Here is a 16,115-nt window from a genome sequence, read left to right as displayed (position 1 = left end):
TTCATGGTAAATTTCGTATATAATAGTATATATTCATCATCGCGAGAGGTGAATGAATATATCAAGATGGGAGGAATCATAATGAAAGAACAAACATTTACAATTACTGATGATACGGGCATCCACGCACGTCCAGCGACACTTTTAGTAAACAAAGCAGGACAGTATGAGTCGCACGTAGAAATGCACTACAACGGTAAGGCAGTTAACTTAAAATCTATCATGGGTGTCATGTCTTTAGGTGTCCCTAAAGGTGCTGAAATTAAAGTCACTGTTGAGGGGTCTGATGAAGATCAAGCAATGGAAGGTATTACAGCAGCAATCCGTGAACAACTAGGTGAATAAACCTTATCACATACTTAAATAAAACAGCGGGACTCTTTATGAGTTCCGCTGTTTTATTTAAGTGTATAAACGGTTACCGCTCGATTTTTCGTTGATCCAGTGCTTGCGTAAGTTTATCAAGAGCTTCTTTGATATAATTATAGGGACTTGCGATATTCATACGCATAAAACCATGACCGTCTTCTCCAAATGTTATCCCGCTATTTAGACCTAATCCAACTGTTTGTGCCATCCACTTCGTTAATTCATCATGGGACATGTTAAGCTGATTAAAATCCAACCATAACAAATACGTTCCTTCCGCTTTCGTCACAGTAACGATATCATAAGGTTCAAGTGTGCGCTCCACTAATGTTTTGTTTTTTGTTAGTAATTGCCGCAAATCATTCAGCCATGGATCGCCTTTGGTATAAGCTGTTTCAAGGGCCGTAATTCCAAGAGGATTCAACATAGTCATACCGAATCGAACAAAAGCATTTTTAATTTGCATTCTGATTTTTTTATCAGGAATAATTGCATACGATATTTGTAACCCAGCTAGATTAAATGACTTTGTAGGTGACATTAACGTGATAATCTTTTGTTTGCTTGGAGAATCTAGTGAACCAATCGGTGTATGTTTATGGCCTTTGTAGACTAAATCAGCATGGATTTCGTCTGATAGGATCAAAATGTTGTATTGGCTAGCTAATCTTAGGAGTTCGTTTAATTCTTCTTTAGTCCATACGCGACCAATAGGATTATGAGGGCTACATAAAATCATCATCTTTACGCCATTTTTAAAATGTTCTTCTAAATTACCTAAGTCCATTGTGTAGTAGCCGTCGGTATTGATTAAAGGGCTTGTTACGAGTGTTCGTTTATGACGCTTTATCATATGTTGAAAAGGGTGATAGACGGGCGTTTGAATAAGTATTTTATCTGATTCGTCTGTTTGTGTCAGAATAGCCATATGAATCGTTTCGAGGACCCCAGGGCTATAGACAATGTCATCTGGCTGAATGATCAATTGATGGTTACGTTTAACCCAATCAACAACGACGTTGTTTAACGCCACATCTGTAAAGGTATATCCAAAGATACCGTGATTGACACGGTCTAATAAAGCTTGTTTAATTGGCTCGGCAATTTCTAAATCCATATCTGCTACCCATAGTGGTTGAACATTTGATGAGCCATAAAGTTCTTCTAATTTATCCCATTTTACGGACCTTGTGCCGGTACGGTTTGGGAATGTTGAAAAATCTTGCATCTAACTATACCTCCTCTGAATGTGTGGTGTCTCTTTAAAAGATGCTTAGAATTATAACATAATTAACACTGTAACATCTATCCATATACAAATATGGAGGGAACGAAAAAAATACTACATAAACTTAGTGGTTAATGCTTGTAAAAATAGGGGTTCATGTGGTAGAATCAATAATTGTGTATAAACGCTATCGGTAAATCCAATGACAGTATGTCGTTTTAGATTTGTCAAATTTAAATGAGGAGTTGTAATTATGTCAGAAAAATTCACTGAAGGTCAAGTATTACAAGGGAAAGTTACGGGTGTACAACCTTACGGTGCATTCGTTGCACTAGATGATCAAGTACAAGGTTTAGTTCACATTTCGGAGGTTACTCATGGTTTCGTTAAGGACATTAACGATCACATTAAAGTGGGCGACGAAGTAAATGTTAAAATTCTTTCTATTGATGAAGCTAAGAACAAGTACTCTTTATCAATTAGAGCAACTGAAGAAGCGCCAAAACAAAAAGCGCCTCGTAGCAACAAGCCTAAACAAACTTATGCACCTCAGCAAGAGGAGCAAGGTTTTAATACACTCAAAGATAAGTTAGAAGAGTGGTTAAAGCAATCGGGTCAAAATAAATAAGTAATGATGAAAGAGTAGCGCCATTTGGTAGTTACTCTTTTTTGTTTAGTAAGTATTAGAAAGTTTCTGTGACTTCAGCCAAGGCTTGTTGATATGACGTTGTTTTTTGATAGAATCTACTCCCGTCTTCGGTGTGGTCCGGAGAATGAGTAGCAATGTCTATTTTTTTATCTCTGATTTTTCTGAAAATTCAAAGGTGTTTTTAGTTTCGTATATGAATCTACTTGATTTCATAAGTTTTTTTAGGTAAATTAGAAGAGAAGTTTAAATATAATAGTGGAGGGACAATAATATGACACACGTACGTTTTGAGTATGACAAAGCACTAGCCTTTTTTGGCGAACATGAATTAGAGTATTTAAAAGCCCCTGTAAAATTAGCACATGATATGGTACATAATAAAACAGGCGCAGGTAGCGACTTTTTAGGATGGGTAGACTTACCTGATAATTATGATAAAGAAGAATTTTCCCGCATAAAGAAATCTGCGGAAAAAATTAAAGCGGATTCAGATGTATTACTTGTTATAGGGATTGGCGGTTCTTACTTAGGTGCTCGCGCAGCAATTGAAATGTTAAATCATTCATTTTATAACATCTTAAATAAAGAAGATCGCCAAGCGCCACAAGTTATTTTCGTAGGAAATAGCATTAGCTCAACTTACATGAAAGATTTATTCGATGTATTAAAAGATAAAGATGTTTCGATTAATGTTATTTCTAAGAGTGGAACGACAACAGAACCAGCGCTAGCTTTCCGGGTTTTCCGTAAGTTTTTAGAGGAGAAATATGGTGTTGATGAAGCGAAATCACGTATTTATGCAACAACTGACCGTGAAAAAGGAGCACTTAAAACTTTAGCAACCGAACAGGGATATGAAAGCTTCGTTATTCCTGATGATGTTGGTGGGCGTTATTCAGTTCTAACGGCAGTAGGCTTATTGCCAATTGCAGCAAGTGGTATAAATATCGATGAAATGATGCAAGGGGCTCATCAAGCTCAGGTAGACTTTAGTGAACCTGACTTAGATAAAAACCCTGCTTATCAATATGCGGCTGTGCGTAATATCCTTTATAATAAAGGGAAAACGATTGAAATGCTTATTAACTATGAACCAGCATTGCAATATTTCAATGAGTGGTGGAAACAACTCTTTGGTGAGAGTGAAGGAAAAGATTTTAAAGGTATCTATCCTTCATCAGCAAACTTCTCAACTGACTTGCACTCACTAGGTCAATATGTTCAAGAGGGACGTCGTGATATTTTTGAAACAGTCCTGCATGTTGAAACGCCACGTCATGATATTACTATCGAAGCGGAATCACAAGATTTAGATGGCTTAAATTATTTAGCCGGAGAAACTGTTGATTTTGTGAATGAGAAAGCTTACCAAGGTACACTTTTAGCTCATACAGATGGTCAAGTACCTAATTTAGTCGTGCACTTGCCTGAGCTTAATGCTTTTACATTTGGCTATGTAGCATACTTCTTTGAAAAAGCGTGTGCTATTAGTGGTTATTTACTAGGTGTAAATCCATTTGATCAACCAGGAGTGGAAGCATATAAGAAAAATATGTTTGCATTACTTGGTAAACCAGGTTTTGAAGAAGAGAAAAAAGCTTTAGAAAAGCGTTTATAATAGAGGTTTAACGAAGAAAAATCAAGGTGTTTTAGATACCTTGATTTTTTTCGTTAAAGAGCTGATACTATAACGAGTTATGCAAACTTAAATGATACATGAAAGTTAAATTTAATATATTACAGGAGGCGTTATAATTGAAATTGGAAAACCAGACATTTTTAATGACGTTATTAAAAACCCCATCCCCTTCCAGTATGGAGGTAGAAATTCAAAAGACATGGATTGACTATATTACCCCTTATGCAGATGAGATTATGACAGATCATGCTGGTAACGCTATTGCCGTCCTTAATAAGGAGGCAGACTTTAAAATTTTATTAGCAGGACACTGCGATGAAATTGGTTTAGTCATTAATCGAATCGATGAGCAAGGTTTTTTATACTTTGATAAAATGGGAGGAGTAAACCCCAAGGCTGCAATTGGTATGCGGGTTCACGTCTTAGGGTTTAATCAAACATTGACAGGTGTAATTGGTGTTAATGCTCAGCATCATGGTGGTATTAAAGGTGATTTTGATGTTGAAGATTTATATATTGATTGCGGTGCCAAGTCAAAAGAGGAAATTAGTGCCCATGTCCAAATTGGTGATTTAGCTGTTTATGATCGTCAACCAGATGTGTTAATGGACCGTTATATAACAGGTCGTGGTTTAGATAATCGAACCGGTCAATTTATCGTTGGGGAAGTATTAAGAAAATTAAAAGGCAAGGAAATAAAAGTTGGTGTTTATGCGGCGAGTACAGTTAATGAAGAGACAAACATGGGAGGTGCCTACTTTGCTGCAAGTGGCATTAATCCAACAATTGCCATTGCGTGTGATGTTACCTTTGCTACAGACTATCCTCATGTTAACAAAAATAAATATGGTGATATTACTTTAGGTGGTGGACCTGTACTTGCTAAAGGAGCACCAATTAACAGAAAAATTAATCAATGGTTAGAAGCAGCCGCTGAGCGATTGGATATGCCTATACAATATGAACTAACGCCACGTATGACGGGGACAGATGCTGATAAAATGCGCCTAACAAATAAAGGTGTGCCTGTTAGCCTGGTATCTTTGCCGCTTAGATACATGCATTCACCTGTTGAAACAGCAAGCCTTAAAGATATTGAAGACGAAATTGATTTAATAGTTGATTGGATCCTCCATATGACGGGAAAAGAGAATTTAAATCCACTAGAAAGCTAACCGCTAAATATTAATCGAAAGAACATGCCTATCTTAAGTCATAGTAGGTATGTTTTTTTTGGTGAGGTGTATGAATATATTGTACAGGGGAATGTTTGTGAAAAAAGTTCATGCAAAACACTTCACTTTTTTCATAAGCCGCGCTATACTATAAATACAATATTATATCGATTGAATCTTCGGGGCAGGGTGTAATTCCCGACCGACGGTAACTAACGTGAGTTAGAAGTCCGTGACCCGCATTTTGCGGTGGATCTGGTGAGAGTCCAGAGCCGACAGTTAAAGTCTGGATGGGAGAAGATATGGAGTAAAATGGTCATGTGACCGTTTATTTCTTGATGCCATTAAACCTAAAGCCCTCTATAAATGAGCTTTAGGTATTTTTAATGTTCAAGATTTTACTCTCCCTTCATCATAAAGATCCCAATCGATAAAAAAGATGAAGGAGGATGTCGACATGAAAAAAGGTCACACATCACAGTTAACAAAGCTTATTATTTTATCTCTTTTTGGTACAATTTCTATGGTTTTACTTTTTTTGAATTTTCCTTTACCATTTTTACCACCATACCTAAAGGTGGATTTTGGAGAGGTGCCAACCTTGTTGGCTGCACTCATTTTTTCTCCTATGGCGGGTGTTATTGTTCAGCTGATTAAGAACTTATTGTATCTTGCACTTTCTGGTGCGGCCGACCCTGTGGGAGTCTTGGCTAACTTTATTGCCGGAGTTACTTTTGTCGTTCCGATTGCAATGATTTACCATAAATATAAAGGACAAAAGAGTTTGATCTCGGGCCTTGTAGTAGGTACGATTGTCATGACAATTGCGATGGGTGTTCTTAATTACTATGTGTTACTGCCGATTTACAGTGTGTTTATGGGGTTTGAGCAATTAACGCCTAGTGTCTTACTTAGTACAATCTTTGTTGGTGTTGTGCCCTTTAATCTTATTAAAGGTGCTATCGTCTCTGTTTTATTTGTACCGCTCTTTATTAAATTAAAGCCATGGATCCAACAAAAACAGGCAAGTATTAAATTATCTGCATAATGTCTACATTTATTTTTAAAAGCTACGCCGATTTTCGGTTGTAGCTTTTTGTATTGTGCCCTTTTTTACATAAACTTTACCTTTTATTCATCATTAGCTAACATCTTTTCGTTACACTTGAGATGTAGATATAAAAATGAAGAAGGTGAAAAGATGTCGCACGTCTTAATTATATTAAGTGAAGACCTCGAATTAATTAATCAAGTAGAGCATGCATTTAAACGAGAAGGCTATACTGTTTGGGTGGTTGAAACGGAGAAGTCTTTATCCTTCTTGGCACTTACCGTAGAACCAACCCACATAGTGATTGACAATGATTGGTTTTATCGGAGTGCGGATCTTTGTGTGAGACTAAGGCGAAGTCATTTTGAGGGGTGCTTGATTGTACTTGTGTCAGAGTCGATGAAATTAGATGGCATGTTGGCGCTTGAACTTGGAGCGGATGACTATTTAATCAAACCATTTGATTTGCGCGAATTACTTATTAGAATCCGTGCTGTTGAACGTCGTGGTGATTTTCACTTTCAACGTGATAGGAATCACATGCTTAAGTTAGGTAGTCTCTCTTTGCATGTCGATAGTCAGACAGCTTATGTTGGAGATGTGCCTGTTGAATTAACAGAAAAAGAAACGTTGCTTCTTTATGCTTTACTGATTCACCCTGAGAAAATCTTCACGCGGGACATGCTTATCAAACACGTGATGAGTCGGGCGGCTGAATCAGATGTGCGAATAATTGATGTTTTTGTTAGTCGGTTGAGGTATAAGTTAAAAGAAGCAGGAACAATGATAGAAACGGTACGCAATCAAGGTTACCGATTAAAGGGGAAGTCAGACGATCAACCATCGTCTTCATAGACCAAGTTAGTTAAAAGCTATGGCTGAGTCATAACTTTTCTCTTACTTAAAAGCAAATAATTTCTGGAATAAGAATGCGTGTTCGGTTATAATGAACGTACATTCTTATTATGGGGGTTATTTATTATGGAGCGCGTGATTTATTTAGTTGATATGCAATCATTTTACGCTTCGATTGAAAAGGTGATACAGCCACAACTTGAAGATAAGCCAGTGGTTGTTGCTGGAGATCCTAAGCAACGCAGTGGTATTATTCTAGCTGCTTGTCCGGTTGCAAAAACTTATGGTGTTAAAGCAGCAGAACCGTTATGGAAAGCACGTGCGAAATGTTCAACTTTGCATGTGGTGAAGCCTCGCATGGGCCTCTACATTGATATCTCTATGCAAATTACCCGTATATTGGAGAAATATTCTGATTTGGTTGAGGTCTATTCAATTGATGAGCAATTTGTCGATGTCACCCACACGGTCCATTTATTTAAAAATAAGTATTACATGGCAAACGCTATCCATGATGAAATATTAGATACACTTGGCATTGAATCCCGAATTGGTATCGGTCCGACAAAAGTATTAGCAAAAATGGCGTGTGATCATTTTGCTAAAAAGCACCCAAGCGGTATGTATGAATTAACTCAAGAAAGTGTTCAAACGGATTTATGGCCGTTACCTATTGGTGCATTATTTGGTGTAGGGAGACGAATGGAGTCGCACTTTGTTCGCATGGGATTGCATACCATTGGCAGTTTGGCAAATCATCCTTTAATATGGATAAAAAAACGCTTCGGTATTAATGGTGAGGTGTTGTTTCGCTTTAGTCATGGTATTGATCCAAGTCCCGTGACTAAAAGAACCCATGTGAAACAAAAGGCGATAGGTCACCATATGACGTTACCGAAGGACTATGTAGAAAAAGAAGCTATCTTGGTCGTTTTGCGGGAGTTGGCAGAAGAAGTTGCTAGGCGTGCGCGAAAGCAACATTATCTCGGGTCAGGTATTAGTTTGTACATTCGCGGACATGACTTTGAACGTCATGATGGCTTTAAGCGACAAATAAAGTTAGCTCATCCAACAGCACTATCTGATGATATTTTCCAGGCAGCTAAGCAATTATTTTTGGATTCATGGCATCATCAGCCAGTGAGAGCGGTAAGTGTGACGTTGACGCAACTTGAAGAAAAGACGACGCGGCAATTGTCGTTATTTGATGATTCCATTAAAAAAGAGGCACTTGCTGATGTCATCGATAATATAAAAGAAACGTATGGTGCTGCGAGTATAATAAGAGCCTCGTCATTAACTGAAGCAGGGCAAGCAAAAATTCGGGCCGATAAAATTGGTGGTCATTGGAAATAACTTAAGGTTTAAAGGCGTGTTTTTTGTGGAAACACTTAATGTAATTAAATAAAAGATAGCAAGAAGATCAGCGCTATTTTAAAAGGGGTGTACCCGATGAAAAAGGTTATCATCAGTTTTATAACACTGACCATGATTATAGCAGGAAGCGTCGTTGTCGTTAAATATGTGATTGAAGATGCGCAAACTGTTTCGCGAGTAAGTGAACATCAACAAGCTAGTGAACGTCAACAAATCATACATGAAGTGGGTGAGTTAGCTGCTCTTGCACCACCGTCTTTTACAGAGGAAAGGCTAATACATCTAACCATGGCGTACTTGGCGCTTATTAAACAACCAATAGATGAGGATTACCACTTGACGGAGGTTACAAGCATGGAAGAGTTATATGAATTGTTTGCTGAAGTAGCAACACCAAATGTCAGTGAGCCCCATCTAACCTATTACTTTTCAGAAACAGAAACAGGTATTTATTTAAGGCCGACAGAATTACCGCCTTGGTTTGATGGAGGTCAACCATATGATATGCTGCGTGTTTCAGATCAAAAGGTTATTGTTCGTCAAATGATTGAGGATATTGACTTATATGGACCGTATACGATTGAATTGCACTTTGGTTATGATAAAAGGTGGAAAATAACAGATGCTCAAATAGTGTACCATAACAATTGAGCGCAACGACTTGTTGTATAATGGGTTTATTGAACGTCGATTGTCTTAATAGCGTCCGTGTCTACCCACCTAAAATCTTGATGGTTTTTAGATGGGTAGACCTCAAATGTGGTACACTATAAAAAAAGTCGTAAGTTAAGAAGGTGTCGTTATGAAAATATTTAGTGATTATTATAATAATACAGTTAAACTAGCTTTTGAAGAGCATCCCTTTTCAGAAAAACCAAAACATGTACTTGTAGTGACAAGGATTAAAGGGAAATGGCTATTAACAAAACATAAAACGAGAGGAATGGAATTTCCAGGTGGAAAAGTTGAGAGCGGAGAAACAGCAGAAGCAGCAGCTATTCGTGAAGTAAAAGAAGAAACAGGAGGCACCGTTAGAACGTTAACCTATGTGGGGCAATATTATGTTGATGGTAAAGCTGATCAAATTGTGAAAAATTTGTATTTAGCTGATGTTGATGATTTAGAGGAACAAGAGACATATTATGAGACAGATGGACCAGTTATTATGAGTGAATTACCAAAGGCTTTACAAACGGATGAACGGTTTAGTTTTATTATGAAAGATGATGTTGTTACTTCTGCTTTAACTTATATTAGGACAAATAAACTATAAGGCGCTAAGTCTTATAGTTTTTTTCATTAATAGATTATGAGTAAATGTGACAATCTATTGCTGAGGTTAAAAAACTTGTGTAAAAATATACAACCTATATTGACAAGCTGGGGTTGTTTAGATACGATAACATTCGTACGCTAATCGAATCGAGATTGACAAATTTCGACAAACAACTCAAGAACGAACGAAAAAGAAACGGTATCTGCTAATTCTCTATCTGTTCCGTTATGATAAAGTTGGCTAAGAAAACGCGCTATAATCTAATAATAAAGAGGTAACACAGGGGTGTTACAGAAAGGGGAGATTTAGAATGACTCTAAATCGTCGTTTATTCACATCTGAATCCGTTACAGAAGGTCACCCGGATAAAATTAGTGATCAAATTTCTGATGCGATTTTGGATGCTATTTTAGCAAAAGATCCACTTGCCCGTGTGGCATGTGAAACCACAGTGACAACAGGACTTGTTTTAGTAAGTGGTGAAATTACAACCTCTACTTATGTAGATATTCCAAAGATTGTTCGCCAAACGGTAAAAGAAATCGGGTATACACGTGCTAAGTATGGTTTTGACTTTGAAACGTGCGCTGTTTTGACAGCAATTGATGAACAATCACCGGATATTGCGGGTGGCGTGGACCAAGCGCTTGAAGCTAGAGAAGGTCAAATGAATGATGAGGATATCGAAGCTATTGGTGCGGGAGACCAAGGTTTAATGTTTGGTTATGCAAATAACGAGACACCTGAACTTATGCCCTTACCTATTTCTTTATCTCATAAATTAGCCAAACGACTGAGCGATGTGCGAAAAGAACAAGTGTTAGATTACCTTCGTCCAGATGGTAAAACACAAGTAACGGTGGAGTATGATGAAAACGATCGACCGGTTAGAATTGATACAATTGTCATCTCTACTCAACATCATCCAGAAGTTGAACTAAGCCAGATTCAAAAAGATATTAAAGAGCATGTTATCCTACCGGTTATTCCAAGTGACTTACTAGACGATGAAACGAAGTACTTTATTAATCCGAGTGGTCGATTTGTAATTGGTGGTCCTCAAGGAGATGCTGGTCTAACTGGACGTAAAATCATCGTTGATACTTACGGTGGTTATGCTCGACACGGTGGTGGTGCTTTCAGTGGTAAAGATGCAACAAAAGTAGACCGTTCAGCTTCATATGCTGCACGTTATGTTGCGAAGAATATTGTTGCATCAGGTCTTGCTGACCGCTGTGAAGTTCAACTTGCCTATGCAATTGGTGTGGCATCACCTGTATCGGTAGCGGTTGATACATTTGAAACAGGAAAAGTATCAGAACAATTACTTGTTGAGGCAGTCCGTCACTTGTTTGATTTGCGCCCAGCAGGGATTATAAAGATGCTTAACCTACGCCAGCCAATCTTTAAGCAAACGGCTGCTTATGGTCACTTTGGCCGTACTGATGTAGAGTTCCCGTGGGAAAAAACTGACAAAGCGGAAGCGATTGTTAAATACGTAGAAGACAATAAATAAAGCTAAGTGAAAAGCCAAGAAATTATTTTCTTGGCTTTTTTTTGATGGCTAAAATAAATGGCGGATGATTTTTTTGGTTAATAAAACCATAACGTAAGACGTCGAACTCTTTTTGATCAAGGCTAGCTAAAGAAGAGATTAATTGATCGCGTTCTTCATCCCCACCGGGGTGTCCGTGGTAGACAACCAATATTATCAGACCACCTATTTTTAAGTGAGTAATAAGATGAGTCACAGCTTCTATAGTCGAGTCAGGCGTCGTAATGATTGACTTATCGCTACCAGGTAAGTACCCGAGATTGAAGATGGCTGCTGTAATTTGATGGTGATGCTCAGGTGAAAGGTGATTTAGGATATTAGCATGAGAATCCAGAATAAGCTGTCGCTGTGGTTGATTGTGTGCAAACAAACGCTGCTCCGTCTCTTTTAATGCCTGCTTTTGTATATCAAAAGCATAAACCGTTCCAGTTTCACCAACTAATTGTGATAATAGTAAGGTATCGTGTCCGTTTCCCATTGTGGCATCAACGACAATATCACCAGGATGAATCGTTTCTTTAAGTAACTGATGGCTGTATGGAATGACGCGTTTCATTATACAAGCACCGCAGGGTATTTATTATAATGTTTGCCTTGGTAACTGTTACGCTTCACTAGTTCGGCATCAATTGCATTAAGAACTTCCCATTTACTCATTGACCACATAGGTCCGATTAGGAGTTCTGGAGGGCCGTCACCAGTTATGCGGTGGATAATCATATCTTGAGGTAAGATTTCTAATTGATCTACGACAAGCTGGATGTATTCATCGCGTGTCATAAATTTCAGTAAGCCTTTTTCGTATTGTTTTACCATCGGTGTTCCTTTTAGTAAATGCATCATATGAATTTTGATACCCTGAACATCCATTTCGCTTACGGCTTTCGCAGTATCCAGCATCATTTGATAGTCCTCACCGGGTAAGCCATTAATAATATGAGTGCAAACATTAATGTTGTGCTTTCTTAGCTTCTGTACACCTTCTAAGTAGCAAGCCATATCGTGAGCGCGATTGACTAAGTCAGACGTTTCTTGATGCATAGTCTGAAGGCCAAGTTCAACCCATAAATAAGTACGCTTGTTTAGTTCCGCTAGGTACTCAACAACATCATCCGGCAAACAGTCTGGACGCGTACCGATAGATAACCCAACAACATTGTCTTGTTTTAGGATAAGTTCGAATTTTTCTCGCAATTCTTTAACGGGTGCATGTGTATTTGTGTAAGCTTGAAAATATCCCATGTATTTCGCGTTTGGCCATTTTTTGTGCATTTTTTCTTTGACAGTGTTAAATTGCGTTTCTAAATCATCTACACGATTGCCAGCAAAGTCACCAGAACCTGCTGCTGAACAAAATGTACAACCACCATAAGCAACAGTGCCATCACGATTTGGACAGTCGAAACCACCATCAAGAGCAACTTTGAATATTTTTTCACCAAATTGATTTTTTAAATGATAATTCCATGAATGATAACGTTTGTGGTCAAACGCGTATGGAAAAGGGTTTGTCATAATTTATACGCTCCTACTCGGTTAAAATGATCTTACGTTGGCTATTCTAACATAAAGCGTCTATTTTTTGGTTGTGAGATTTGTCGATTTCTTTAACATTTGCTTGACAAATAGGCGGGGGTTACTTACAATACGATTAAAATAAGAAGAACGACAATAAAGAGGAATAGTAGACAAAGTACGCTGCTTTAGAGAGGTAACGGTTGGTGAAAGTTACTCAGCGTACTGGTTGAACTCACCTGTTTCGTTGCGGTTGTGAACAATAGAGTAATAACCGCCGTATTCTGCGTTAAAGAATGAAAGTGAGCACCGATAGGTGTTAATTTTGGGTGGTACCGCGGGAAAAGTTCTCGTCCCAGTTTTGGGATGAGGGCTTTTTTTATATTTTAGAACATACGTTCTTATTTGTCGTTATACATAATAATTGAGGAGGAGTTAAAAATGTCGTTTAGTCATCAAAAGATTGAAAAGAAATGGCGCGATTATTGGCTTTCAAATAAAACGTTTAAAGCAGACACATATTCTGACAAAGAAAAATTCTATGCACTCGATATGTTTCCTTATCCATCCGGAGCAGGGCTGCATGTTGGTCACCCTGAAGGGTATACAGCAACAGATATTCTTTCTAGAATGAAAAGGATGCAGGGATATGAAGTGTTGCACCCAATGGGGTGGGATGCTTTTGGATTACCAGCAGAACAATATGCGCTAGATACAGGAAATGACCCGGCTGAATTTACTAAAAAGAATATCGATACATTTAGACGTCAAATTCAAGAGCTTGGTTTCTCTTATGATTGGGATCGAGAGATTTCAACGACAGATCCAGATTACTATAAGTGGACGCAATGGATTTTCCTAAAACTGTATGAAAAAGGTTTAGCTTATGTTGATGAAGTGCCTGTAAATTGGTGCCCAGCATTAGGAACCGTTCTTGCGAATGAGGAAGTCATTGATGGTGTGAGTGAACGTGGTGGGCATCCGGTTGAACGCCGTCCAATGAAACAATGGATGTTAAAAATCACAGCTTACGCCGACAGATTACTAGAAGATTTAGAAGACCTTGACTGGCCAGAAAGCATAAAAGATATGCAACGCAATTGGATTGGTCGCTCAGAGGGAGCGAATGTGACCTTCGAGATTAAAAATCATGACGCGTCGTTTACTGCTTTTACAACACGCCCAGATACATTATTTGGTGCAACTTATACGGTTTTGGCACCAGAGCATTCTCTAGTGAATCAAATCGTAACAGAAAATCAACGGGCGGCTGTTGAAGCTTATATTGATGAAGTAAAATCAAAAAGTGATTTAGAGCGAACGGAATTATCGAAAGATAAAACCGGTGTGTTTACGGGAGCTTATGCGATTAATCCCATTAATGGTAAAGAAGTGCCGATTTGGATTGCAGATTACGTTCTTGTCAGTTATGGAAGTGGCGCTATTATGGCTGTTCCGGCACACGATCAACGTGACTATGAATTTGCTAAAAAGTTTGATTTAGCTATCGTACCTGTTCTTGAGGGTGGAGATGTTAGCGCCGAAGCATTTACTGAGGATGGCGTGCATATAAATTCTGATTTCTTGAACGGTTTGAATAAAGAAGAAGGTATTAATCGAGCCATTGAGTGGTTAGAAACGCATAACAAAGGTGAGAAGAAGGTGACTTACCGCTTAAGAGACTGGCTCTTTAGTCGCCAACGCTATTGGGGGGAACCAATTCCGATTATTCATTGGGAAGATGGTTCTATGACAGGTGTTGATGAAGAAAGTTTGCCGTTGGTATTACCGAAAACTGACGAAATTAAACCATCGGGAACGGGAGAATCACCTCTTGCGGTGATTGATGACTGGGTAAACGTTGTTGATGAGAAGACGGGTCTAAAAGGGAGAAGAGAAACGAATACTATGCCGCAATGGGCAGGTAGCTGTTGGTATTTCTTGCGCTTCATTGATCCTGGTAATAGTGAGTACTTGGCTGACCCTGAAGCGCTTAAGGATTGGTTACCGGTAGATGTATATATTGGTGGTGCTGAACACGCTGTGCTTCACTTACTGTATGCCCGATTCTGGCATAAATTCTTATATGATATTGGTGTTGTACCTACAAAAGAGCCATTCATGAAATTGTTCAATCAAGGAATGATACTTGGAGAAAATAATGAGAAAATGAGTAAATCAAAAGGTAATGTAGTAAACCCAGATGAAATCATTGCTTCTCATGGTGCTGATACACTTAGATTGTATGAAATGTTTATGGGTCCGCTCGATGCCTCAATTGCTTGGTCTGAAAATGGACTTGACGGTGCACGTCGGTTCTTGGATCGTGTATATCGACTCTTTATTGATGAAGCAACTGGAGAAGTGATAGATAAAATTAAGTCTATTGTTTCAGAAGATAGTCTTGAAAAGGTTTATCATGAAACAGTTAAGCGTGTCACTGAGAATTTTGAAGAGTTAAAATTCAATACAGGTATTTCACAAATGATGGTTTTCATTAATGAAGCTTATAAAGCATCTGAAATTAAACAAACTTATGTTGAAGGTTTTGTAAAATTGCTTTCTCCTGTAGCACCTCACTTAGCAGAAGAATTGTGGCATCTTCTTGGGAAGAACGAAACAATAGCTTATGAGTCATGGCCGAAATTTGATGAAACAAAGTTAATTGAGCGTGAAATTGAGGTTGTCGTTCAAATTCTAGGGAAAAATCGCGCGAAATTAATTGTAGATAAAGATATTTCAAAAGAAGACTTAGAAAAGTTAGCTTTAGAAAATGATCAAATTATAGAAAAACTGCAAGGTAAGACCGTGCGTAAAGTAATCGTTGTACCAGGTAAACTCGTTAATATTGTGGCGAATTAATTTTTCTTAATACAATGGCGTCCCTCACTGTATATTGTGGGGGGCGTTCGTTTATCTTAACATCTAAAAAAACGTTGACATTTGATATTAGATTCGTTATGATAGGAAACGTTGCATTTCGAACGCGCATATCGACGTTTTTTGATAATTTTGAATAGTTTATGTTGACACTGTGAATTCGATATGTTATTATATATTTACTGTCTGACACAGGCGGTTATTTACTTGACCATTGAAAACTGAATAACACACACAGTAAGTTAAGAAATAAAGTAAGACAAGCTAGTGCTTGAAACCAGAGTAAAGTATTACTCATCAATTTTATTGAGAGTTTGATCTTGGCTCAGGACGAACGCTGGCGGCGTGCCTAATACATGCAAGTCGAGCGCAGGAAACTAAGTAGATCTCTTCGGGGTGATACTTTGTGGAATGAGCGGCGGACGGGTGAGTAACACGTGGGCAACCTACCTATAAGACTGGGATAACTCATGGAAACAGGAGCTAATACCGGATAACCGGTGCGTTCGCATGAACGCACTTTAAAAGGCGGCATTTGCTGTCACT

14 protein-coding genes, 1 rRNA gene, 1 riboswitch and 1 other annotated feature are annotated in these 16,115 nt (G+C 38.3%); of the genes, 12 read left to right on the top strand and 3 right to left on the bottom strand.

Annotation, left to right across the window (positions count from 1 at the left end; all coding sequences use genetic code 11):
- Positions 1-81 precede the first annotated feature (81 nt).
- The gene (locus BM163_RS11665; RefSeq protein ID WP_089803346.1) at positions 82-345 is read left to right on the top strand and encodes a phosphocarrier protein HPr; all 264 of its coding nucleotides are present in this window, start codon (positions 82-84) and stop codon (positions 343-345) included.
- A 73-nt stretch (positions 346-418) separates the two neighbouring features.
- Here BM163_RS11665 and BM163_RS11660 read toward each other — a convergent pair whose 3' ends face one another.
- Positions 419-1,597, bottom strand: a complete 1,179-nt coding sequence (locus tag BM163_RS11660; protein ID WP_089803344.1) for a MalY/PatB family protein — start codon at positions 1,595-1,597, stop codon at positions 419-421.
- A gap of 253 nt (positions 1,598-1,850) precedes the next feature.
- Here BM163_RS11660 and yugI point away from each other — a divergent pair, with 253 nt between their 5' ends.
- The 9 genes from yugI (at position 1,851) to metK (ending at position 11,135) form a co-directional block, all read left to right on the top strand.
- Positions 1,851-2,225 (top strand): S1 domain-containing post-transcriptional regulator GSP13, encoded by a 375-nt coding sequence (yugI, locus tag BM163_RS11655; RefSeq protein WP_089803342.1) that lies wholly within the window; start codon positions 1,851-1,853, stop codon positions 2,223-2,225.
- A 292-nt stretch (positions 2,226-2,517) separates the two neighbouring features.
- A complete protein-coding gene (locus BM163_RS11650; RefSeq protein ID WP_089803341.1) occupies positions 2,518-3,864 on the top strand; it encodes a glucose-6-phosphate isomerase in 1,347 nt (448 codons plus the stop codon).
- A 164-nt stretch (positions 3,865-4,028) separates the two neighbouring features.
- Positions 4,029-5,060: a zinc-binding metallopeptidase family protein gene (locus tag BM163_RS11645; RefSeq protein ID WP_089803379.1), complete on the top strand. Its 1,032-nt coding sequence runs from the start codon at positions 4,029-4,031 to the stop codon at positions 5,058-5,060.
- 171 nt (positions 5,061-5,231) lie between these two features.
- Positions 5,232-5,366: riboswitch (FMN riboswitch) on the top strand.
- A gap of 151 nt (positions 5,367-5,517) precedes the next feature.
- Complete coding sequence (locus BM163_RS11640) at positions 5,518-6,108, top strand: ECF transporter S component (protein WP_089803339.1); 591 nt, start codon at positions 5,518-5,520, stop codon at positions 6,106-6,108.
- A gap of 153 nt (positions 6,109-6,261) precedes the next feature.
- Positions 6,262-6,966: a response regulator transcription factor gene (locus tag BM163_RS11635; protein ID WP_089803337.1), complete on the top strand. Its 705-nt coding sequence runs from the start codon at positions 6,262-6,264 to the stop codon at positions 6,964-6,966.
- A 123-nt stretch (positions 6,967-7,089) separates the two neighbouring features.
- Positions 7,090-8,322 (top strand): DNA polymerase IV, encoded by a 1,233-nt coding sequence (locus BM163_RS11630; protein WP_089803377.1) that lies wholly within the window; start codon positions 7,090-7,092, stop codon positions 8,320-8,322.
- Positions 8,323-8,418: 96 nt separating this feature from the next.
- Positions 8,419-8,994 (top strand): hypothetical protein, encoded by a 576-nt coding sequence (locus BM163_RS11625; RefSeq protein ID WP_089803336.1) that lies wholly within the window; start codon positions 8,419-8,421, stop codon positions 8,992-8,994.
- A gap of 151 nt (positions 8,995-9,145) precedes the next feature.
- Positions 9,146-9,616 (top strand): RNA deprotection pyrophosphohydrolase, encoded by a 471-nt coding sequence (gene ytkD / locus BM163_RS11620; protein ID WP_089803334.1) that lies wholly within the window; start codon positions 9,146-9,148, stop codon positions 9,614-9,616.
- Positions 9,617-9,929: 313 nt separating this feature from the next.
- Positions 9,930-11,135 carry a methionine adenosyltransferase gene (gene metK / locus BM163_RS11615; protein ID WP_089803332.1) on the top strand — a complete coding sequence of 402 codons (1,206 nt, stop codon included), beginning with the start codon at positions 9,930-9,932 and terminating at the stop codon, positions 11,133-11,135.
- A gap of 22 nt (positions 11,136-11,157) precedes the next feature.
- Here metK and mnmM read toward each other — a convergent pair whose 3' ends face one another.
- Both mnmM and mnmL read right to left on the bottom strand, forming a co-directional pair.
- On the bottom strand, positions 11,158-11,730 hold the full coding sequence (gene mnmM / locus BM163_RS11610) for a tRNA 5-(aminomethyl)-2-thiouridylate-methyltransferase MnmM (protein WP_089803330.1): 573 nt from the start codon (positions 11,728-11,730) through the stop codon (positions 11,158-11,160).
- Positions 11,730-12,689 (bottom strand): tRNA modification radical SAM protein MnmL/YtqA, encoded by a 960-nt coding sequence (gene mnmL / locus BM163_RS11605; protein WP_089803328.1) that lies wholly within the window; start codon positions 12,687-12,689, stop codon positions 11,730-11,732. Before mnmL ends, mnmM begins: the two co-directional genes overlap by 1 nt.
- A 147-nt stretch (positions 12,690-12,836) precedes the next feature.
- Positions 12,837-13,050: a binding site (T-box leader), on the top strand.
- A gap of 80 nt (positions 13,051-13,130) precedes the next feature.
- Here mnmL and leuS point away from each other — a divergent pair.
- Both leuS and BM163_RS11595 read left to right on the top strand, forming a co-directional pair.
- Entirely contained in the window at positions 13,131-15,551 is a 2,421-nt protein-coding gene (gene leuS, locus BM163_RS11600) for a leucine--tRNA ligase (RefSeq protein WP_089803326.1), read from the top strand.
- A gap of 320 nt (positions 15,552-15,871) precedes the next feature.
- A 16S ribosomal RNA gene (locus tag BM163_RS11595) occupies positions 15,872-16,115 on the top strand; the annotation flags it as partial.

Origin of the sequence: Halolactibacillus alkaliphilus, assembly GCF_900115465.1 — a bacterium.
Taxonomy (GTDB): domain Bacteria; phylum Bacillota; class Bacilli; order Bacillales; family Amphibacillaceae; genus Halolactibacillus; species Halolactibacillus alkaliphilus.
This window is presented reverse-complemented; position numbering and strand designations above follow the sequence as displayed.